Raw genomic sequence first — 22,867 nt, 5'->3', positions numbered from 1 at the left:
CAGTTAAAAAAAACCGGACTATATCAGTCCGGTTTTTTATATCAGTGCTAAACAATATAATTATTATTTAGTACCGAAAATTTTATCGCCTGCATCGCCAAGACCAGGAACAATATAGCCCTTGTCATTTAGCTTCTCATCAATAGCCGCTGTGTATAGCTCTACATCTGGGTGGGCTTTTTCTAGTGCAGCAATACCTTCAGGGGCAGCAACAAGTACTAGAACTTTAAACTGAGTACAACCATGTTCTTTTAATAGATCAAGCGTTGCGATCATTGAACCGCCAGTTGCTAGCATAGGATCAACAACTAATGCGATACGCTCATCAATATGTGATGCTAATTTATTAAAGTATGGTACTGGCTCTAACGTTTCTTCATCACGATAGATACCAACAACACTAATACGTGCACTTGGCATATGCTCTAATACACCATCCATCATGCCTAAACCAGCACGAAGAATTGGTACTACAGTCACTTTTTTACCCTTTAGCTGATCGACTTCAACTGGACCATTCCAGCCTTCAATCATCACTTTTTCTGTTTCGAAGTCTGAAGTCGCTTCATACGTTAGTAGGCTACCAACTTCGGTTGCCAATTCACGAAAACGCTTAGTGCTGATATCACCTTCACGCATAAGACCGATCTTATGTTTAACCAGTGGGTGTTTCACCTCAACGACTTTCATTTTGACTCCTGGGCAATAAATTAAAAAAATCGCATTATTATATACCATGCCAATCGATTGCCGATAGTATCAAATGTTTAATTGACTGAAATTTAAGCGTCGCAACAAATTAACGCAAACGTTTGCTCTAATGTAATGACTACTGTTATCATACTGTGGTTTTTTACTTTAATACGTTTGAGGGATCATCTGTGAGCAACAAAAACTCTTCTCTTAGTTACAAAGATGCTGGTGTTGATATTGATGCTGGTAATGCATTAGTTGACCGTATTAAAGGCGTTGTTAAACGCACTCATCGTCCTGAAGTAATGGGCGGTATTGGTGGTTTTGGCGCTTTATGTGCTCTTCCTACCAAATACAAAGAGCCTATTTTAGTATCAGGAACAGATGGTGTCGGCACCAAACTTCGCCTAGCGATGGACCTGAAGCAGCATGACACTATTGGTATTGATCTCGTCGCTATGTGTGTTAACGATCTAATTGTACAAGGTGCTGAACCTTTGTTTTTCCTAGATTATTACGCAACAGGTAAACTTGATATTGATACAGCAGCAAGCGTTGTGGCTGGTATTGGTGAAGGTTGTATTCAATCAGGTTGTGCACTAATTGGTGGCGAAACTGCTGAGATGCCTGGCATGTACCATGGTGAAGATTACGACGTTGCTGGTTTCTGTGTCGGTGTAGTTGAAAAAGCGGACATCATTGATGGTTCAAAAGTAACTGCAGGCGATGCACTTATTGCTGTCGGCTCAAGTGGCCCACACTCAAACGGTTATTCATTGGTACGTAAGATTCTAGAAGTTTCTCAAGCCGATCTTGATCAAGATCTTGACGGTAAAAAACTGTCTGAGCACTTATTAACCCCAACTAAAATTTATGTAAAATCAGCGCTAAAAATGATTGAAAGCTGTGATGTTCACGCAATTTCTCATATTACTGGCGGTGGTTTCTGGGAAAATATCCCACGCGTATTACCACAAGGTACTAAAGCAGTCGTTGATGGTAACAGCTGGCAATGGCCGACTATTTTTAATTGGCTGCAACAAGCCGGTAATGTCGATACTTATGAAATGTACCGTACATTCAACTGTGGTGTAGGTTTAGTGATCGCACTACCACAAGCCCAAGCAGCACTTGCAATTGAAATTTTACAAGCAGAAGGCGAAAACGCATGGCTGCTAGGTAAAATTGCAACAGCGGCAGCAGGTGAAGAGCAAGTAGAGATTAACTAAATCCATGCATAATATCGTTGTCTTAATCTCAGGAAATGGCAGTAACTTACAAGCGATTATTGATGGTTGTACTAACGGCATCATCAAAAATAGTCGAGTTGCAGCTGTGATCTCAAATAAAGCCGATGCTTATGGTCTTAAACGAGCTCAACTTGCCAAGATAGATAGCCTTTATATTGCGGCAACTGACTACGAAAACCGTCAAGACTATGATCAAGCACTAATTGAAAAAATAGATGCTTATCAACCTGATGTAATTATTCTTGCAGGTTTTATGCGGATATTATCAGCAAAATTTGTCAACCATTACCAAGGAAGAATGCTTAATATCCATCCTTCCTTATTACCTAAATATTCGGGATTAAATACTCACCAACGCGCCATGGATGCCGGTGATAAAGAACATGGAACCAGTGTCCATTTCGTTACCGAAGAGCTTGATGGTGGGCCTGTTATTCTACAGGCCAAAGTGCCGATTTTTGCAACTGACAGTGTTGATGAAGTAATAGAGCGTGTTCAGCAACAAGAACATAATATCTATCCGTTAGTGACTCAATGGCTGCTTAGTCAACGATTATCAATGCAAAATGGACATGCTGTGCTAGATGGTAACAAACTACCACCACAAGGCTATGCAGCACAGTAACGAATAATAAACTCATATAAAAAAAGGCGATCTTATTCAGATCGCCTTTTTATTATATGCAGTTAATACAGAAAATTAAGATTAGCGAGTACTAACATCCGTCGTTATCGCATGATAAACCGTTTCACCGAAATGGAATACGCGAAACTCACCACTTGCCATCTTCTGCCAACTTTCATCATTCGTTAATGGCTGGGTTGCAATCACAGTCACCACATCATTCGCCGTTGTCTCACGTTGAAAATCGATGGTAACGTCTTCATCGATTAATGAAGCTTTACCAAACGGTGCCCGACGAGTGATCCAATGTAAGTTATTAGTACAATAAGTGAGGACGTACTCACCATTACTAAGCAGCATGTTATACACACCCAATTGGCGTAATGTGTCACAACACTCAGCAAAGTAACCAAACACCGGCGTCATATCAGCAGGTAATACTGGAAAACGAATTTCCAATTGATTCATCAACCAACAAAACGCAATCTCACTATCAGTATCACCAACAGCTTGATTACGCCCTGTCGCTAATTGCTCATAGCCAGTCAATTGGCCATTATGAGCAAAAGTCCAATAATTACCCCATAACTCGCGCGTAAAAGGATGAGTATTTTCTAAACTCACCCCACCACGATTAGCCTGACGAATATGGCTCACAACAGCCCGACTTTTTATTGGATATTGTTGCACCAACTCGGCGATACGTGATTGACAGCTTGGATTAGGATCTTTGAAGGTTCGAAATCCTTTACCTTCATAAAAGGTAATTCCCCATCCATCACGGTGTGGTCCTGTATTACCGCCACGCTGCATCAAGCCGGTAAAGCTAAAACAAATATCTGTTGGCACATTGGCACTCATGCCTAATAATTCACACATTTTTATTTCTGCTCTTTACGCTGAGTTATGCTCATTTAAACATTAACAATCGTTGCTATTGCTTTATTAATGAGCAATAGCCGGACGATTATTTTTCCATTTCTTTTTCAACTAACATAATTAAAATATGAATAATTTTAATATGAATTTCCTGAATTCGATCGGCATAACCAAAATGCGGTACTCGAATTTCCACATCGGCTAACCCTGCCATTTTACCGCCATCTTTACCCGTTAAAGCAATAGTTTTCATACCCTTAGCTTGGGCTGCTTCAATAGCTTTAAGAATATTAGCAGAGTTGCCTGAAGTTGAGAGTCCAAACAACACATCACCTTTAGAGCCAACGGCTTCTAAATAGCGAGAAAATACATATTCGTAACCGAAATCATTACTCACACAAGATAGGTGACTAGGATCCGAAATTGCAATCCCTGGGTAACCTGGACGATCATCACGATAACGACCCGTTAATTCTTCGGCAAAATGCATCGCATCACAATGAGAACCACCATTACCACATGACAATACTTTACCGCCTTGCTTGAATGAGTCAGCTAATAATTTAGCCGCAGCTTCAATATCAGCCAAATTTTTATCATCATTTAAAAAACGGTTAAGGACGTCAGCGGCATCAGTTAGTTCGCTGCGGATCAGATCTCTATACATAAGCTGCTCTCTCAATGTTTTCCATTAAATACAAATCAAGCGAGCAACGTGCTCGCTTGATGCTGCAATACATCGTTAATCGCAGTTTACATACAAATAACTTACAGTGTCGACTCTTGATGTGACGCAATGCCAGAATTAACCACTAATATTTGCTGTAATTGCGTAATTGAATGCACTAGATGAAGATTCGCTAGTTCAAATACCCCTGCATGTTCCAATTTACGCTCAACATGTGGTAATACCCCTAACAAATATACAGGTAACGCAGATAATCGATCTAATGCTAATTCAAAAGCATGGATCGCGGTAATATCAATGGTTGATACATCACTGAAATCAAGCACCACCGCTCGCGTTTCCATATTTGTCTGTTCAATGACAGAAAATGCTTTTTCACTGGCAGCAAAAAATAATGGTCCATTAATATCGTATACCACCACATCATTACCAAAATTAAGATGAGGATGTTTATCATGGGTAATGGTAACCGTGGTTAAGCTAGCAATACGTTGAATAAACAGCACCCCAGCTAATAACAGCCCCACAATCACCGCAACAACCATATCAAATGCAATAGTCAAAATAAAACAGGTCATTAACACAGCTACATCACGCCGTGGGGCAACTTTTAGAGTATGTACAAAATGTGGGGCTTCCGACATATTCCAAGCCACCATGATTAACAAGCCAGCTAAAGCACTCATCGGCACGTAAGACAACGCTGGTGCTAAAACCATCATTGCAGCCAACACAAACAGCGCATGAATAATGCCCGATAACGGTGAAAAAGCACCAGAACGAATATTAGTCGCTGTGCGAGCAATTGCAGCCGTTGCTGGTATACCGCCAAAAAAAGGCACCACAATATTAGCTAAACCTTGCCCAACTAATTCCGCATTGGGATTATGTTTGGTACTCGTCATACCATCGGCAACAACGGCACATAGTAACGATTCAATGCAACCTAACATCGCAATCGTTAACGCTGATGGCATCAATTCAATCACTGTGGCCCAATTAAAATTATTAGATTGCCATAATGGTAAAAATTGCGGCGCTTCTTGTGGAATACCGTGACCGATAATATTACCAATAGTGTAGGTGAATTTTTCACCTAATAATGTCACATGTTCAAGGCTGAAATGATTTAAAACCAACGCTAAAACTGTACCCACAAACAAAGAAACTAAATGAGGTGGAATTCGGGTTTTTAGTTTAGCCCAACCGATAAAGGTCATAATGGTAATAATACCCACCAGAGCATCAGCATAGTTGGTGGTCGATATTGCATGTGAATAAGCCATCACTTTTTCAGGAAAATGAATCGGGCTACCTAATACATGTAAACCAAGCAAATCTTTTAGTTGTAAAAAAGCAATCACAAATCCAATTCCGGCAGTAAAACCAGTTGTAACTGGATAAGGTACATATGCCACCAGCTGTCCTAGCCTAAAAACACCCATCAGTAATAAAATAATGCCTGACATCATGGTCGCTAACATTAATCCCGACAAACCATATTTCTGCGTTATCGGTAACAATATCACCACAAAAGCTGCAGTCGGCCCAGTAATATTAAACCGTGACCCGCCTAAGAGTGCAGCCAAAAAACCCGCGACGATAACCGTATATAAACCATGCTGTGGTGGCACACCTACTGCAATAGCTAATGCCATACCTAGCGGAATAGCGACAATACCAACGGTAATACCAGAGACTAAATCGGCACGAAACTTGGAAAGGGAGTACCCCTGTTTCCACGATTGAGAGAGAGCTTGAAAAATCAACACAACAAAACCCCTGCGCTTATTTGCACATAAAAAATAGGTATTGATGTCAACCCGAAAGAGGGTCCGGCGGGCAACTGTCAGTCGGAAATCGGGAAAGGCAACAAACGGAAATACGGCTCACTTATCAAGTGTATAAAAAAAACACAGATTCAATAACGTGAACAGTATCACAATAGTGCTACATGTTAACGTTTGATAAAGAATTGGCAAGTGAAAATAAACTCGTACCTGATTTCGATCAATGCCAGTAAAAACGTAGCATTAGTGTTTTTACTTCCTTCTTTAGCTCCCATTTTTAAACAAAATATTTTACATTTCTTTAAAAAATAAATTACAATAAATAAATGGTGGTTAGACCTCTTACCTTGTTTTTTAAATCACCTTACTCTAAAACACGTAGCGTAATATTGCCTCTAAAAATATCAACCATGAGTTCAATGAAATTTTTAGCTGCAATCTATAGTGCTGCTATATGATTACGGAGAATCGCCATGCTGACATTTATATATTTAACTGGCTTTATCTGTGTACTTGCTATTCTTGCCTATCACCGAACATCTCGTCCTAAGTTTACTGTCGCTATTGCTGCATTATTAGTCTTAGGTACCCTGTTAAATGTTACAGGAATTATCAGTTGGCTAATTTTCACCGGCGTGGCTTTAGTACTAAATACCCCCACATTACGTAAAAAATTTATTACTCATTACGCGCTCAATAGCTTTAAAAAAGTCATGCCAAAAATGTCACAAACAGAGCAGGAAGCCATTGATGCAGGTACTGTATGGTGGGAAGCAGATCTTTTTAGTGGCAAGCCTGATTGGAACAAACTACATGCCATTCAAGCCCCGACTCTAACCCCCGCAGAACAAGCTTTTTTAGATGGGCCTGTGGATGATGTTTGCCGTATGGTCAATGACTTTCATGTCACTCATGATCTTGCCGATTTACCACCTGAAGTTTGGCAACAACTCAAGCAGCATAAATTTTTTGCGATGATCATAAAAAAGAAATATGGCGGTTTAGAATTTTCAGCCTATGCACAATCGCTTGTTTTACAAAAACTTACCGGTGTATCAACGGTATTATCATCAACAGTTGGGGTACCGAACTCTTTAGGTCCTGGTGAGTTACTACAACACTACGGTACTGAAGAGCAAAAAAATTATTATTTACCCCGTTTAGCAGCAGGTAAAGAAATTCCTTGTTTTGCACTCACAAGTCCTGAGGCTGGATCTGATGCAGGCTCTATTCCTGATTTTGGCATAGTCAAAAAAGGTATTTGGCAAGGAAAAGAAGTACTTGGAATGGAGTTAACGTGGAATAAGCGTTATATCACCTTAGCGCCTATCGCAACAGTATTAGGATTAGCATTTAAGTTATTCGATCCCGATCATTTACTCGGCGATAAGGATGATCTTGGCATTACTTGTGCGCTAATTCCTACCGATGTTGATGGCGTTGAAATTGGTCGTCGTCATTTTCCTCTTAATATTCCATTCCAAAACGGCCCAACTCGAGGCGATAAAATATTTGTTCCTATCGATTTCATCATTGGTGGCCAAGCCATGGCTGGACAAGGATGGCGCATGCTCGTTGAATGCCTCTCTGTTGGTCGTGGAATAACATTACCTTCAAATGCAACTGGTGGTTTAAAAACCGCGGCAATGGCAACCGGTGCTTATGCTCGTATTCGTCGGCAGTTTAAATTACCCATCGGTAAAATGGAGGGGATAGAAGAGCCACTCGCACGTATTGTTGGTAATGCTTATGTCACTGATGCTGCAACTACACTCACTGTCACGGGAATAGATTTAGGGGAAAAACCAGCGGTTATCTCTGCCATTGTAAAATACCACTGCACCCATCGCAGTCAGCAAAGTATCATTGATGCTATGGACATCGCAGGCGGTAAAGGTATTTGTATGGGGCCACGCAACTTCCTAGCACGAGGTTATCAAGGCGCTCCCATTGCCGTCACCGTTGAGGGCGCTAATATTCTAACCCGCTCCATGATCATCTTTGGCCAAGGGGCTATTCGGTGCCATCCATATGTACTGGATGAAATCAATGCCGCTTATAACGACAATCCACACCATGCTATTGATCAGTTTGATACTGCGTTATTTAGTCACATCGGTTTTGTGATCAGTAATATGAGCCGTAGTTTATGGTTAGGGTTAACCGATGGTCGAGGTTCACCTACACCACATCACAACGCAACCCAACGCTATTATCAACAAATAAACCGTTACAGTGCTAACTTGGCACTATTAGCAGATATTTCAATGGTAACGCTAGGTGGCACACTCAAACGTAAAGAACGCTTATCCGCCCGTTTAGGTGATGTGTTAAGCCAATTATACTTAGCCTCTGCCACTCTAAAACGCTATACCGATGAAGGTCAGCAGCAAGAGGATATTGCGTTAGTACATTGGGGACTACAAGATGCGCTTTATCAAACCGAAGTTGCCATTGATAACTTTTTAGCTAACTTTCCAAATAAGGCCATTGCCAGTGGATTACGATTATTGATATTGCCAACTGGATTACGTCGTCGTAAACCAACTGATGAGCTTGATCATCAACTGGCACGTTTAATTCAAACTCCATCCGCAACGAGGAATCGTATTGGCCGCGGTCAATTTTTAGAAGCCACTGAAAATAATACAGTCGGTATGATGGAAATGGCGCTGCTTGATATTCTCGCTGCCGAGCCTATTTATGATCGAGTCTGCCTCGCTGCCAACACTCAATTACCTTTCATGCAATTAGGTAAAGTTGCAGCTAAAGGCTTAGAGCTAGGTGTTATTACCACAGCAGAAGCTGAATTACTCCAGCGCGCAGAAACTGGACGGTTATATACAATTAATGTTGATGATTTTGATCCACAGCAGTTAGCCGTCAACCCACCTCAAACTGCACCACAGATCCATAGTGCAGCTTAAACACCAAGTATTATTACTACAAATAGGGGAAGCATCATGCTCCCCTTTTTATTATAACTCATTAGGCAACATCAAATCATGTTTTGACGTTCGTTTACGACGCCACAGTAATAACAATGTAATCGCGCTAATAACGACAATAATATTTGTAATAGCTATCCATAATAACCGTTGTTGGCGCTGCTCAGCCTTACGTGCAGCTAACTGCTGCTCCAACCGTTGTTGAGCCAATGGTGAAGTTAAACTCGGGGTTACAATTGCCACCTGAGTATAATTTTGTTTTGGCAACCTAAATACTAACTCTCTCTGCGTCAAAGCATCTGTAACATAAGCCCAACCACGCCACCATGCTTTACCAACATGACTATCATTGAGCCATGTCAATTCTAATTGTGACTGTGGTGCCGTAGTACTACGTTGAAGAATTTGTGGTTTAGTCTGTGGTTGCTTAACAACTAAATAAGCCGCTAATGAACCCGCAACAATTTGCTCAGGCTTGGTTTCAATATTAACCACATGGGATATTAATGACCGATGACTCTGCGTGAACGTGGTTGTTATTGGGGTCGGATAAACTAACACTGTTTGTTCTACTGCGCGTTCAAAAACACCGTTCGTTGACGCGATTTTTACTCGATACTTACCAGGCACAACATCAATATTAAGTGCTACAGTAAATACACCGTCACCAGCAACTTCATCATATTCATGACCATTATCAGCAAATGTACCGACTTCTATTGCTGTCGATTCATCAACTGTATCATTGGATAAATCAGAAGTTATAGGATAAAAAATTACTTTTAACTGCACTCGATCTAAAAAATCACGGAGCAATAATGGCTGTTGATTTTGGGTTAATCGGGCGCTAAATTTTAGCACTTCGGTTTGATACAATTGCGCCGGTAATTGATGAGCGTCAAGTTGGATATTAGAAATTATTCTAATGCCATTATTAGTCGATACTTTCCCTAATGCTTGCCAAGGCCCAGCCATCGGATGATTAATCGAAATAATATCCATCCCCTTATCGCTGTACCATGACATAGCTTTAGAATGACGATCGGCATAATACTTACGCCCATCAGGTGCAACTAATACCACCGACTGACTAGGCTGCTTACGCGTCACAACAAATGTGATTTGTTCTATTTCAGGATCAACTCGAAAACGATTATCAAGCCAAGTTAATCTCGTCTCAGTTTGTGCCCAAGCACAAAGTGGAACATAGAAAAGAAGTAACCATAATCGCCGCAACATAATGCCCCTAAAGACGCCAAATAACGTCAGCCTTTTTACCAATCAGATCAAGCCTATCTTGATGTGCTGTTAGTTCATCGGCAGCTGCATGAATAACCTTTAATACTTTTCGACCGCTCGCTAAACGGCGAATAGTGGTTTCTGTTGCAGAATCATCGTTACCACTACTTAAACGTAATGATGTTTGACCACCGGTCATCATCAAATAAACGTCAGCTAGAATCTCAGCATCGAGTAATGCGCCGTGCAAAGTACGATGAGAATTATCAATGCCATAACGTGAACATAAAATATCAAGGTTATTACGTTTACCTGGAAACAGCCTTTTTGCCATTTCTAAGGTATCGGTTACCTGACAGATATCTTCTATTTTCGCAATTGACGCGCCCATTTTATGGAATTCATAATCCATAAAACCGGTATCGAACGATGCATTATGTGCGACGAGTTCAGCGCCATCAATAAAATCAATAAACTCTTGATGAATTTCAGCATACACGGGTTTATCACGCAAAAATTCATCAGTAATACCATGGACAGCAATCGCTTCTGGATCGATATTTCGATCAGGTTTTATATAAACATGAAACGTATTACCGGTTAATTTACGATTAATGATTTCAACAGCACCAATTTCAACAATGCCGTGACCTTCATAATGAGGGCCGGTCATGTTCATACCGGTTGTTTCTGTATCAAATACAATAATGCGTTGGTTAGTGGCTTTCATAGTAGTTAATGTGTCAGACTTAAGTTTTTATAATAGAAGGTAAAGCTACCCACAATGATGAAGCAGGTAGAAATTTTCACCGATGGATCGTGTTTAGGAAATCCAGGTCCTGGCGGTTATGGCACAGTACTAAGATACAAACAACACGAAAAAGAGCTCAGTGGCGGCTATTTAATGACCACCAATAACCGCATGGAGCTTCTTGCTGCCATTATGGGACTGGCAAGTCTAAAACAGCCATGCTCAGTAGATCTTACCACTGACAGCCAATATGTGCGCCAAGGAATTACTCAATGGATCCATAATTGGAAAAAACGTGGTTGGCAAACTGCGGATAAAAAACCAGTCAAAAATGCTGACTTATGGCAGCAACTGGATCTAGAAACTCAGCGTCATCAAGTGCAATGGCATTGGGTTAAAGGCCATGCTGGTCACCCAGAAAATGAACGTTGTGATGTCTTGGCCCGTACCGCAGCTGAAAACCCAACCCAAGCTGATACTGGTTATCAACCAAGCTAAGCTTAGTTTACGTACGCGGTGGGGATTTAGGTAACGTTTTTTCAACTTGAGTACGACAGTTAATCCGCAATGGTGCTAATTGACGACGTAATTTCCATGTCGGTTTAATTGGCTTAAGTGGACAAGTGCGTTTACGCGCCACAATAAAATACAAGCTACCTACTGCCGATAAAGGTTCTGAGAGGACATGCTCAAGCCACTCCGCACAAGCTAGATGACGGGTTGCGGGTACGATTGCAAACGTTTCTTGATACACCACTTCATAATTAAGTAATCGCAGCCAATCATTAATACGAAATGGTAAATACATTCTTCCGGTCCACGGTGCTTGGTGACGATTCCACGGTAATAACCCTCGTAAACCTAAGAGGCTCAGCGGGTTGTTACCACTTAATACCAAGTAGCCATCGTCAACCATCACTCGATCAATTTCCCGTAATAATCGATGAGGATCAATAGAATAATCCAACTGATGCATTAACAAGCAAGCATCAAATGACTTTTCAATGAAGGGTAACTCTAACGCATCAGCCACAATAGTGCGCTTAGGACTGAGCTTATCGACGCTGATTTGATGTTGAATATTACAATGGCTACTGGTCAGCTCTGCACTTAAGCCACCAAGCTTTAACATATGGTAGCCAAACAATTTAGGGCACCACTCATCGAGGCGTGCCTGTAATAATTCTGCTACCCATTCACCATTGATCACATTCGACCATGTATAAGGAACTTCAATGTGTGTTACTGTACGCGCTGGCTTCATAAGATACTGCTCAACACCTGATAAGGCTGGAGACAAAATTCATGTTAACTGTTAAAAGCATACCCGCATTTAAAGACAATTACATCTGGCTAATTCAAAACCCAGACAATCATTGTGTCGTTGTTGATCCAGGGGATGCCACGCCGGTTCTTGAGGCAATAGATAAAGATAATTTAATTCTAGACGCGATCCTGATCACTCATCATCATCATGACCATGTGGGTGGTATCAGTGAATTAAAACGTCGCTTCCCTACCATCAAAGTTGTTGGTCCTAATGATGAGCCAATTCCAGGTATCACTCGTCCAGTCGAAGATGGCGATCAAGTCGATATTTTTGGTGAACGCTTTATGGTACTTAGCGTACCAGGACACACCCTTGGGCATATTGCATATGTCGGTGATGAAAAGCTATTTTGTGGCGATACATTATTCTCTGCAGGCTGTGGTCGCATTTTTGAAGGTACACCAGCCCAAATGTTTAATTCATTACAAAAAATCGCCTCATTACCAGATGAAACAAAGATTTATTGTGCTCATGAATACACTGCCGGAAATCTTGCGTTCGCATTAGTGGCAGAACAGGATAACGCTCATCTACAACGTTATCGTGATCAAGTTAATCGACTGCGTGCCAACGGTCAAAGTACTCTGCCGACGACCCTCAATAATGAAAAGCTTATTAACCCTTTTTTACGTTGTGATCAGCCAAGTATTAAGCGCTCTGTTGCTGATAAAGCGTACGATAACTCAGATATTGAGACATTTGCAGCACTTCGACGTTGGAAAGATGAGTTTTAATGCATCTTCCCTTGTAACCAAGGTGGTTGGGCAAGTATTATCACCAACCATTTTGGCTACAAACGACTGTCATGAAATTCAAAATCCTTTTAGCAAGTGTACTTGTTATCGCAGGTTGTCAAACTACCAAAGAGACAACACAGGTCGATACTAACCAACAAAATACTGTCGTTGAGCAACCTACTAATACTTCTGTTGTACCTGTGGCACCTATTGTCAAAAAACCACTGCCTGTGGTCGCTAAACTGACACCACAACAACAACAGGATGTATGGGATCGCATTGCGATGCAGATTAAGACCAAGATCCCTAATAACAAACGCGTACAATACTACCGTAACTGGTATCTAGATAATCCGCGTAATCTTGAAATCATAGCCCAACGCGCTCAACCGTTCTTATATTACATCACAGAGCAAGTCGAAAAACGAGGCATGCCACTTGAATTAGCCTTATTACCGATAGTAGAAAGTTCATTTGATCCCCATGCTTATTCAAGTATGGCAGCGGCTGGCCTATGGCAAATTATTCCAGATACTGGACGTCGTTTTGGCTTAAAACAAAATAGCTGGTATGACGGTCGCCGTGATGTGGTTAAATCAACCACTGCCGCGCTTAATTTACTTGAATACTTAAATAATAAATTTGATGGCAACTGGCAACAAGCACTAGCCGCTTATAACACTGGTGAAGGACGTGTTTTTAGTGCCATTCGTAAAAACCGCGCGGCAGGAAAACCCACTGATTATTGGGCGCTAGACTTACCGAAAGAAACCAGCAGTTATGTACCTAAACTTTATGCCGTTGCTGATATTATCATGCACCCGAAAAAGTATGGTTTTCACCTTGCTCCAATTAGTAACAAGCCCGTTATCGAAATTGTTAAACCTGGCGTACAAATGGATCTTACGATTGCTGCAAAATTTGCAGGTATCAGTATCAGTGAGCTTAAAGATCTTAATCCAGCATACCGCCGTGGTGTAACCGCACCGAATGGGCTTAATCAGCTATTATTACCAATCGATAAAGTTAAACGTTTTAAGCGTGAATTAGCCCAGAATCGTAATGCAAGCATGGTTACCCACCATCACCGCGTAAAAGCAGGTGAAAGCCTAGGATTAATCGCTGAGCGTTACCACAGCAATATTAAAGCGATTCAAAAGATAAATAAACTCAAAACGACTAATCTTCGTATTGGACAGTCACTGACAATTCCAACGTCACCTATTTCATTAGTTAATCGTCAACACCGTGCCGCTATCAAGGTAGAAGCGCAACATTATGTTGTCCAGTCAGGTGATAGCCTATGGAGTATCGCACGCAATCATAAAACCAGTATCACCAAACTCAAGCAACTTAACCGCCTGAGTAAAAATGCAGTACTGCAAAAAGGCCAACGATTAAAAGTATCAACAACTGCCGTAGCTAAAAAAACCACAGCGGGTCGCAAAACGATCAGTTACACAATTCGCAGTGGTGATAGTTTAAGTGTTATCGCGCAGCGTTATGATGTCTCTGTCGCTGAAATCAAAAAATGGAATAATTTGGCTAACAGCAAATACATTAAGCAAGGCCAACAGCTAAAATTAATTATTGATAATCGTAAGGTTAAAGCATGACACCATCAAAAAACCCAGTCATCGCTATCATCGATCTCTTTCGCTCACCGATAGAATGCTTTGCCGCGATCTATGAGCGTCCCAAGTGGGCAATTTTACCCTACTTGATGATTATTTTAGGCTCCTTCATTGTCTGGGGAGGTTACTTTAATCATGTCGATATGCCATGGCTACAACAAGCAATTCAAGCTCAGTTAGGCGATATTGGGGAAAATGTACAACAGTCATGGCTAACACGAGAAGTGCTACTTGCTGGTGAGGTATTTAGCGATATCACTGGCCGCACTGTAGTGATTTTTGTACTGGCTTTATGGTTAAAATTAGCAACCAAAGGTAGTCAGCATCAACACAGCTATGGTAAATGGCTTGCTGCGGCCTGCTTTATTATGCTGCCATCTTTTATTGGTGACATTGCTAGCTATATTAATATTGTTTTCAACCATAATAATATTCTGCCTAATGCCGCTGATTTAAACAGTTTTAATGGTTTGTTAAAATTACCAATGAATAATCGCTGGGCAGCAATCGCGACAACCATGCCGTTATTAGCGCCATGGTACATCGCTTTAACCTACGCAGCAGTAAGTGCATGGACAGATCTCGATCGCGCCAAAGCAATCATTGTTGCGGTACTCCCTTGGGTACTGACCATTATTGTATGGCCATTACTGATTATTTCAGCTTAATGAACTATCGGTGGCACTAACTTAAACGTCGCTAATAATGGATTATGATCAGAAGCATCTGTTTTAGGTGCTTCTGCTGTTACCAAGCGTAAATCGCGGTAATAAAGGTGATCTAATGGTTTACCTAATACCCTAACTCGCTGGTCATTATGATAATGCACTTCTTTTAATCCCAACGAATGTGCAAAAGCTCGTACAACTTTAATCCGCGCTTTACGCCATGTATTAAAGTCACCAGCTAATATAATCGGTCCTTGATGCAACTCTAAGACCGCTTTTAAGCTATCCAATTGCTGTCTATATTCATTTAAGCCAATCGCAAAATTAACACCATGTAGATTAACCACGGCTAATGTTTGTCCATCGGACAATGAAAATTGTGACAGTAATGCTGATTTAGGCAACCGTAACCACGGCTCCATGGCAAGATAAGCGCAGGTTTGACGCGATGATACTCGCGATAAATTCATGACTCCAGCTGGAGTATCAAGAAATCGAAACGCATTCGCCATCCTAACTTGCCAATGACTGCTATCTAGATAGGTTTGTAACTCAGTATTTAAACTTGCCTCTTGTAATAATACTAAATCACTTTTTTGAGTAAATGATGCTAATGCTGAACGCCAATTTGGTCGTTGCTGCTTATAAATATTCCATACAGCTACTGTCAACATGCCATTATTATCAAGTGGTGGCGCAATTTCACTTTCAATACAATGATAGCTAAAGTGAGGTGCAAACACTTCGTTAGTAACTTCAGGTTGCATCGAGACATCAAATGAAGAATTAAATGCTCCTAGGCCCAATGCGCCTGCTACGACCCCTAAGCCAGCAACCACTTTTGTTTTTGTTCTACGCGCCATAATACCAGCCTACAAAGACAACTCAGCCCATTACGTTAATGGGCTGATATCATCGTAAAATTAGAAATAACAACATCAGTATAAGAATAGAGATGGCTTAATAATGTTTACCATTATCATAATAAGCAGAAGGTGTCAGCGCGGTAAAAATAACAGCGACATCTTGCTGTGGATCTTCAACTGCTGCTCTAACGACCGCAGTAATTGTATCAGCAACGAGATCTTGGGTTTGTTGTCCACGATCAAACCAAAAGACTTCAACAAAGGGGTAAGCATCTGACACTTCCCCGTCAAATATAAATGATGCAGGAATATGCTCAACGGTAAAATCTTCACGAGGGCAAGCCATTAAAGGCTGTAAATCATCAACCAATTTTGTTGATAGCTGCTTTACTGTATCAAATGCAATAGCACGAAAGCGAAGGTGTGGCATAAAAACTCCCGATAAATGACTAGTTACGCGACTACATTACCACTTAATATGATTCGATCTCGAGTTTTTATTATGCCAATTATTACATCAGCCTTAACTCACACCGATGTAATTGATGAAATCGATATTAACAACTATATTTATACCTATATTAATTAGACATTATACATATGACCTTTTTTTCTTAACCATCACAAGAATTTAGGTATTTCAATATGTTATCAATAAAATCTTTAATATTACTATTCAAAAAAACATTGATAATAATAGCTAAGTTATTAATAACAGGGCTATTACTACCGATATCAGTTATGGCTCATGCTGAAAATTATAAAGCGGTTTATGATTATATCGTTGTTGGTGCAGGAGCCGGTGGTGGTCCATTGGCTTCAAGCTTAGCTGAGCGAGGATTTAAAGTACTACTGGTTGAAGCTGGAGATCTCAATCCTGCAGACAAAGATTTGATGGACGCCCCCGCTCTGCATGTTAAAGCCAGTGAGCATCCAAGACTATCGTGGCAATATTTCATCAATCATTATAGTGATCCCAACCGAAATAAATTAGATAGTAAACATTGTCCGCAAAAATCAGGATGCCCAGATAACTCAACCGGCATTTTTTACCCTCGAGGATCAACTATCGGTGGCTCAACTGCCGTCAATGCCATGATTTCGGTTATCCCACACAACAGTGATTGGGATAATATCGCCAAAATGACTGGTGATGACTCTTGGTCTGCAAGTAATATGCGACACTATCTCACTAAAGTTGAACGTAACCTTTATGGTAAAAATGAATCCACAGGTCATGGACGTCAAGGTTGGCAACCTATCAATCATAATGCCCTCTTAGCACCAAATAAAAATGGGCAGTTATATTCTCCTCTTTCTCCTGCGGTCAAATTTAGTTATTTAGATATTTTTGCTGGAGCCGTAAAACAAGCGGATCGCGGACAAGCAGATCATCCTAGTTTTTTATTTCCATTTAAAGATATAAATAAACTCCGTAGCGACAATGAACCCGAAGGTTTATATCAAGTGCCCGTTGCCGTTGATGAACAAGGACGTCGTTCTGGAGTGGCTGGTCGCATTACTTCTACTATTGAAGCTGGATACCCACTAACGCTAAAAACGCATACATTAGCAACGAAAGTCGTCATGGTTAAACACCACAATACACTTCCAAAAGCTGAAGGTATCGAAGTTTTACATGGCGCACATTTATATCGAGCAGATCGAAACTCCGCAGCTAGCATTGCTCCAACCCCAACCTACTATAGAGCGAGCAAAGAAGTTATTTTATCCGCAGGGGCATTTAACACCCCACAACTACTGATGCTATCAGGTATTGGAGACAAAAAAGAACTCCAAAAACATGGTATTACTGTCAACGTCAATCTACCGGGAGTAGGAAAAAACCTTCAAGATCGTTACGAAATACCTTTAGTTTTTGAAAAAAGACATCGCTTTTGGATTTTTGATTTTGGACCTAAAAACTTCCCGGCTTTAACAAACTGTAATTTTGACCCATACAATAAGGATAACTGTCATCATGATTGGGAAAATCAACAAAAAGGAGTCTATACACAACCAGGCGCACTAATCAGTATGGTAACGAAATCCCAACGCTATGATTTACACGGTAATAAAAAAGCGATAACTAATGAAATTAATCAATTAGATCCAGATTTATATATATTTGCTATTGGAGGAACATTCAAAGGTTACTACCCAGGCTACAGCGAAGATACTTTTGATCCAGACAACCAATACACTTGGTTACTATTAAAAGGCCATAGTAACAATCGAGGCGTCGTATCACTAAGAAGTGCAGATCCTCTAGATACACCAATCATCAATTTTAAATATTTTGGCGATCCTCAAGCTGGTGTAACGCCTAGTAATGAGCATTACGATGATCTTGAAGCAATAATGAAAGGGGTAAAATTAATAAGAAAAACTGCACGCTACTCAACTAAAGCAACCTTTAATAAGGTCTTTCATAAAGAAGTATGGCCAGGAAACCATATTAATACCGATCGAGAAATTCAGAATTTTATTATGAATGAATCATGGGGACATCACGCTTCTTGTACCGCAAAAATTGGATCTATCGATGATCCAATGGCTGTATTAGATAGTAATTTTAAAGTCTATGGTACCGATGGACTCCGTGTCGTGGATGCCAGTGTTTTCCCTAATATTCCAGGTTTCTTTCCTACAATCGCTATTTATATGTTAAGTGAGAAAGCTGCAGATGTTATTGCTCAGGATGCCTTTAACTAAAATCCATCACAATGATACAGATGTAAAAAATCCTCACATTACTGTCGAGACTTTCTTGAAGATGGCTAAGATAACGAGATTCAAGCTTCCAACACGCGCTGATTTTCGATATCGCTGAATCTGCTGCGCTGCCAGTTGAAGCTACACCGATCTATCACAATGATACAGATGTAAAAAAGCCCCGACATTACTGTCGAGGCTTTCTTGAAGATGGCAGGGGTGGAAAGATTCGAACTTCCAACACGCGCTGATTTTCGGTATCACTGAATCCGCTGCGCTGCCAGTTGAAGCTACCCCCTATCTATCACAATGATACAGATGTAAAAAATCCTCACATTACTGTCGAGGCTTTCTTGAAGATGGCAAGGGTTACAAGTTTCAAACGCCCAACAGGCGCTGATTTTCGGTATCGCTGAATCCGCGGCGCTGCCAGTTGAAGCTACACCCTATCTATCACAATGATACAGACGTAAAAAAGCCCCGACATTGCTGTCGAGGCTTTCTTGAAGATGGCAGGGGTGGAGAGATTCGAACTCCCAACACGCGCTGATTTTCGGTATGGCGGAAGCTGCTGCGCTGCCAGTTTGAGCTCTATCATAATGATACAGACGTAAAAAAGCCCCGACATTGCTGTCGAGGCTTTCTTGAAGATGGCAGGGGTGGAGAGATTCGAACTCCCAACACGCGGATTTGGAATCCGCTGCTCTGCCAGTTGGAGCTACACCCCTGTAGTTATTTTAAAGACTTAACTATGTCTTTAGTAATGGCGGAGTGGACGGGACTCGAACCCGCGACCCCCGGCGTGACAGGCCGGTATTCTAACCAACTGAACTACCACTCCGCAGTGTCTATTCAGCATTTAAGCAATTTGAAGCCTGGCGATGTCCTACTCTCACATGGGGAGACCCCACACTACCATCGGCGCTATTACGTTTCACTACTGAGTTCGGCAAGGGATCAGGTGGGTCCATAACGCTATGGTCGCCAAGCAAATTCTGTTTTATTTATCGCCTTATGGCAATAAATAGCAATCTGGGAAAATCTAACTAGTTGTTCTCAACACGCATTCAAGCATTTGTAGAGTCCGTCTCTTCTCTTAGAGAAGAAAAACCCCTTAGGTGTTGTATGGTTAAGCCTCACGGGCAATTAGTATCAGTTAGCTCAATGCCTCGCAGCACTTACACACCTGACCTATCAACGTTGTAGTCTTCAACAACCCTTTAGAGACCTTAAAGGTCTAGGGATGACTCATCTTGAGGCTCGCTTCCCGCTTAGATGCTTTCAGCGGTTATCGATTCCGAACTTAGCTACCGGGCAATGCATCTGGCGATACAACCCGAACACCAGCGGTTCGTCCACTCCGGTCCTCTCGTACTAGGAGCAGCCCCTCTCAATCATCCAACGCCCACGGCAGATAGGGACCGAACTGTCTCACGACGTTCTAAACCCAGCTCGCGTACCACTTTAAATGGCGAACAGCCATACCCTTGGGACCGACTTCAGCCCCAGGATGTGATGAGCCGACATCGAGGTGCCAAACACCGCCGTCGATATGAACTCTTGGGCGGTATCAGCCTGTTATCCCCGGAGTACCTTTTATCCGTTGAGCGATGGCCCTTCCATTCAGAACCACCGGATCACTATGACCTGCTTTCGCACCTGCTCGAATTGTCATTCTCGCAGTCAAGCGGGCTTATGCCATTGCACTAACCTCACGATGTCCGACCGTGATTAGCCCACCTTCGTGCTCCTCCGTTACTCTTTGGGAGGAGACCGCCCCAGTCAAACTACCCACCAGGCACTGTCCGTAACCCCGATAAGGGGCCAACGTTAGAACATCAAGCATACAAGGGTGGTATTTCAAGATTGACTCCACAACCACTGGCGCGGTTGCTTCAACGTCTCCCACCTATCCTACACATGTAGGGTCAATGTTCAGTGCCAAGCTATAGTAAAGGTTCACGGGGTCTTTCCGTCTAGCCGCGGGTACACAGCATCTTCACTGCGATTTCAATTTCACTGAGTCTCGGGTGGAGACAGCGTGGCCATCATTACGCCATTCGTGCAGGTCGGAACTTACCCGACAAGGAATTTCGCTACCTTAGGACCGTTATAGTTACGGCCGCCGTTTACCGGGGCTTCGATCAAGAGCTTCGACCGAAGTCTAACCCCATCAATTAACCTTCCGGCACCGGGCAGGCGTCACACCGTATACGTCATCTTTCGATTTTGCACAGTGCTGTGTTTTTAATAAACAGTTGCAGCCACCTGGTATCTGCGACTCCCGGCAGCTTAGAGAGCAAGTCTCATCACCGCTAGGAGCGTACCTTCTCCCGAAGTTACGGTACCATTTTGCCTAGTTCCTTCACCCGAGTTCTCTCAAGCGCCTTGGTATTCTCTACCTGATCACCTGTGTCGGTTTGGGGTACGATTTCTTATAATCTGAAGCTTAGAAGCTTTTCCCGGAAGCATGGCATCAATGACTTCACTACCGTAGTAGCTCGACATCGTATCTCAGCCTTAAGATGGTCCGGATTTGCCTAAACCATCAGCCTACATACTTGGACCTGGACAACCGTCGCCAGGCTCACCTAGCCTTCTCCGTCCCTCCATCGCAATTATAAGAAGTACGGGAATATTAACCCGTTTCCCATCGACTACGCCTTTCGGCCTCGCCTTAGGGGTCGACTTACCCTGCCCCGATTAACGTTGGACAGGAACCCTTGATCTTCCGGCGAGGGAGTTTTTCACTCCCTTTATCGTTACTCATGTCAGCATTCGCACTTCTGATACCTCCAGCACACTTTACAATGCACCTTCAACGGCTTACAGAACGCTCCCCTACCCAATGTGAATAAATTCACATTGCCGCAGCTTCGGTGTATAGCTTAGCCCCGTTAAATCTTCCGCGCAGGCCGACTCGACCAGTGAGCTATTACGCTTTCTTTAAATGATGGCTGCTTCTAAGCCAACATCCTGGCTGTCTGAGCCTTCCCACATCGTTTCCCACTTAGCTATAACTTTGGGACCTTAGCTGGCGGTCTGGGTTGTTTCCCTCTTCACGACGGACGTTAGCACCCGCCGTGTGTCTCCCGGATAGTACTTACTGGTATTCGGAGTTTGCAAAGGGTTGGTAAGTCGGGATGACCCCCTAGCCTTAACAGTGCTCTACCCCCAGTAGTATTCGTCCGAGGCGCTACCTAAATAGCTTTCGGGGAGAACCAGCTATCTCCGAGTTTGATTGGCCTTTCACCCCTAGCCACAAGTCATCCGCTAATTTTTCAACATTAGTCGGTTCGGTCCTCCAGTAAGTGTTACCTCACCTTCAACCTGCCCATGGCTAGATCACTCGGTTTCGGGTCTAATCCTAGCAACTATGACGCCCAGTTAAGACTCGGTTTCCCTACGGCTCCCCTAAACGGTTAACCTTGCTACTAAAATTAAGTCGCTGACCCATTATACAAAAGGTACGCAGTCACCCAACAAGTGGGCTCCTACTGCTTGTACGTACACGGTTTCAGGTTCTATTTCACTCCCCTCACAGGGGTTCTTTTCGCCTTTCCCTCACGGTACTGGTTCACTATCGGTCAGTCAGGAGTATTTAGCCTTGGAGGATGGTCCCCCCATGTTCAAACAGGATATCACGTGTCCCGTCCTACTCGATTTCACTAAGACTGCATTTTTGGTTACGGGGCTATCACCCTGTATCGCGGTCCTTTCCAGAACCTTCACCTAACGCAGAACTAGCTTAAGGGCTAATCCGGTTTCGCTCGCCGCTACTACCGGAATCTCGGTTGATTTCTCTTCCTCGGGGTACTTAGATGTTTCAGTTCCCCCGGTTCGCTTCATTAACCTATGTATTCAGTTAATGATACTAGCTTATGCTAGTGGGTTTCCCCATTCGGAAATCCCAGACTCAAGTGGCTTTTACTGCCTAATCTGGGCTTATCGCAAGTTAATACGTCCTTCATCGCCTCTGACTGCCAAGGCATCCACCGTGTACGCTTAGTCACTTAACCATACAACCCCAAGAGGTCTTGTATGTTCAAACAAC

At 42.3% G+C, this 22,867-nt stretch carries 17 protein-coding genes, 2 tRNA genes and 2 rRNA genes; 8 read left to right on the top strand and 13 right to left on the bottom strand.

The features are described from left to right. Positions 1-63 precede the first annotated feature (63 nt). Positions 64-690 carry a uracil phosphoribosyltransferase gene (gene upp, locus PPBDW_RS03670; protein WP_036793470.1) on the bottom strand — a complete coding sequence of 209 codons (627 nt, stop codon included), beginning with the start codon at positions 688-690 and terminating at the stop codon, positions 64-66. Between the two features lie 191 nt (positions 691-881). Between upp and purM the strand changes: the two genes are divergently transcribed. Together purM and purN are read left to right on the top strand one after the other, a co-directional pair. After that, the gene (gene purM / locus PPBDW_RS03665) at positions 882-1,922 is read left to right on the top strand and encodes a phosphoribosylformylglycinamidine cyclo-ligase (protein ID WP_036793469.1); all 1,041 of its coding nucleotides are present in this window, start codon (positions 882-884) and stop codon (positions 1,920-1,922) included. Positions 1,923-1,926: 4 nt separating this feature from the next. Next, positions 1,927-2,568, top strand: coding sequence for a phosphoribosylglycinamide formyltransferase (purN, locus tag PPBDW_RS03660; protein ID WP_036793468.1), 642 nt, complete (start codon positions 1,927-1,929; stop codon positions 2,566-2,568). Positions 2,569-2,649: 81 nt separating this feature from the next. Here purN and PPBDW_RS03655 read toward each other — a convergent pair whose 3' ends face one another. From PPBDW_RS03655 to dauA, 3 genes are all read right to left on the bottom strand, one after another. Continuing rightward, positions 2,650-3,447, bottom strand: a complete 798-nt coding sequence (locus PPBDW_RS03655; protein ID WP_036793467.1) for a class II glutamine amidotransferase — start codon at positions 3,445-3,447, stop codon at positions 2,650-2,652. Between the two features lie 88 nt (positions 3,448-3,535). Continuing rightward, positions 3,536-4,114 (bottom strand): D-sedoheptulose 7-phosphate isomerase, encoded by a 579-nt coding sequence (lpcA, locus tag PPBDW_RS03650; RefSeq protein ID WP_036793466.1) that lies wholly within the window; start codon positions 4,112-4,114, stop codon positions 3,536-3,538. A 101-nt stretch (positions 4,115-4,215) separates the two neighbouring features. Continuing rightward, positions 4,216-5,907 carry a C4-dicarboxylic acid transporter DauA gene (dauA, locus tag PPBDW_RS03645; protein WP_036793465.1) on the bottom strand — a complete coding sequence of 564 codons (1,692 nt, stop codon included), beginning with the start codon at positions 5,905-5,907 and terminating at the stop codon, positions 4,216-4,218. A gap of 491 nt (positions 5,908-6,398) precedes the next feature. On the opposite strand from dauA, the gene fadE reads away from it, so the two are divergent. After that, positions 6,399-8,852: an acyl-CoA dehydrogenase FadE gene (gene fadE, locus PPBDW_RS03640; protein WP_036793464.1), complete on the top strand. Its 2,454-nt coding sequence runs from the start codon at positions 6,399-6,401 to the stop codon at positions 8,850-8,852. A 51-nt stretch (positions 8,853-8,903) separates the two neighbouring features. Here fadE and PPBDW_RS03635 read toward each other — a convergent pair whose 3' ends face one another. Together PPBDW_RS03635 and dnaQ are read right to left on the bottom strand one after the other, a co-directional pair. After that, on the bottom strand, positions 8,904-10,112 hold the full coding sequence (locus PPBDW_RS03635) for a TIGR03503 family protein (protein ID WP_036793463.1): 1,209 nt from the start codon (positions 10,110-10,112) through the stop codon (positions 8,904-8,906). Positions 10,113-10,119: 7 nt separating this feature from the next. Further along, positions 10,120-10,842 carry a DNA polymerase III subunit epsilon gene (gene dnaQ, locus PPBDW_RS03630; RefSeq protein WP_036793462.1) on the bottom strand — a complete coding sequence of 241 codons (723 nt, stop codon included), beginning with the start codon at positions 10,840-10,842 and terminating at the stop codon, positions 10,120-10,122. Positions 10,843-10,896: 54 nt separating this feature from the next. Between dnaQ and rnhA the strand changes: the two genes are divergently transcribed. Beyond that, on the top strand, positions 10,897-11,361 hold the full coding sequence (rnhA, locus tag PPBDW_RS03625; RefSeq protein WP_036793461.1) for a ribonuclease HI: 465 nt from the start codon (positions 10,897-10,899) through the stop codon (positions 11,359-11,361). Positions 11,362-11,368: 7 nt separating this feature from the next. Here rnhA and PPBDW_RS03620 read toward each other — a convergent pair whose 3' ends face one another. Beyond that, the gene (locus PPBDW_RS03620) at positions 11,369-12,127 is read right to left on the bottom strand and encodes a class I SAM-dependent methyltransferase (RefSeq protein WP_036793460.1); all 759 of its coding nucleotides are present in this window, start codon (positions 12,125-12,127) and stop codon (positions 11,369-11,371) included. Positions 12,128-12,168: 41 nt separating this feature from the next. Between PPBDW_RS03620 and gloB the strand changes: the two genes are divergently transcribed. The 3 genes from gloB to PPBDW_RS03605 all read left to right on the top strand — a co-directional run bounded on the left by gloB (position 12,169) and on the right by PPBDW_RS03605 (position 15,232). Next, positions 12,169-12,927, top strand: a complete 759-nt coding sequence (gene gloB, locus PPBDW_RS03615) for a hydroxyacylglutathione hydrolase (RefSeq protein ID WP_036793459.1) — start codon at positions 12,169-12,171, stop codon at positions 12,925-12,927. A 71-nt stretch (positions 12,928-12,998) separates the two neighbouring features. Further along, entirely contained in the window at positions 12,999-14,546 is a 1,548-nt protein-coding gene (locus PPBDW_RS03610; protein WP_036796246.1) for a LysM peptidoglycan-binding domain-containing protein, read from the top strand. Next, positions 14,543-15,232: a Yip1 family protein gene (locus PPBDW_RS03605; protein WP_036793457.1), complete on the top strand. Its 690-nt coding sequence runs from the start codon at positions 14,543-14,545 to the stop codon at positions 15,230-15,232. The genes PPBDW_RS03610 and PPBDW_RS03605 overlap by 4 nt, the downstream gene beginning before the upstream one ends. Here the strand turns inward: PPBDW_RS03605 and PPBDW_RS03600 are convergent. Continuing rightward, a complete protein-coding gene (locus tag PPBDW_RS03600) occupies positions 15,229-16,095 on the bottom strand; it encodes an endonuclease/exonuclease/phosphatase family protein (protein WP_036793455.1) in 867 nt (288 codons plus the stop codon). The genes PPBDW_RS03605 and PPBDW_RS03600 overlap by 4 nt on opposite strands. A 97-nt stretch (positions 16,096-16,192) precedes the next feature. Further along, on the bottom strand, positions 16,193-16,528 hold the full coding sequence (locus PPBDW_RS03595; RefSeq protein ID WP_036793454.1) for a DUF1904 domain-containing protein: 336 nt from the start codon (positions 16,526-16,528) through the stop codon (positions 16,193-16,195). 311 nt (positions 16,529-16,839) lie between these two features. On the opposite strand from PPBDW_RS03595, the gene PPBDW_RS03590 reads away from it, so the two are divergent. Then, on the top strand, positions 16,840-18,813 hold the full coding sequence (locus tag PPBDW_RS03590) for a GMC family oxidoreductase (RefSeq protein ID WP_036796245.1): 1,974 nt from the start codon (positions 16,840-16,842) through the stop codon (positions 18,811-18,813). Positions 18,814-19,464: 651 nt separating this feature from the next. On the opposite strand, the gene PPBDW_RS03585 is transcribed toward PPBDW_RS03590, so the two are convergent. From PPBDW_RS03585 to PPBDW_RS03570, 4 genes are all read right to left on the bottom strand, one after another. Beyond that, positions 19,465-19,541: transfer RNA gene (locus tag PPBDW_RS03585), tRNA-Trp, on the bottom strand. 36 nt (positions 19,542-19,577) lie between these two features. Next, a tRNA-Asp gene (locus tag PPBDW_RS03580) sits at positions 19,578-19,654 on the bottom strand. Positions 19,655-19,686: 32 nt separating this feature from the next. Continuing rightward, a 5S ribosomal RNA gene (gene rrf / locus PPBDW_RS03575) occupies positions 19,687-19,802 on the bottom strand. A 136-nt stretch (positions 19,803-19,938) separates the two neighbouring features. Beyond that, positions 19,939-22,832, bottom strand: a 23S ribosomal RNA gene (locus tag PPBDW_RS03570). Between the last annotated feature and the right edge of the window lie 35 nt (positions 22,833-22,867).

The organism is Photobacterium kishitanii (assembly GCF_000613045.3).
In the GTDB taxonomy this organism is placed as follows: Bacteria; Pseudomonadota; Gammaproteobacteria; order Enterobacterales; family Vibrionaceae; genus Photobacterium; species Photobacterium kishitanii.
The sequence above is the reverse complement of the archived record's forward strand: the minus strand, read 5'-3'. Positions and strand labels throughout refer to the sequence as shown.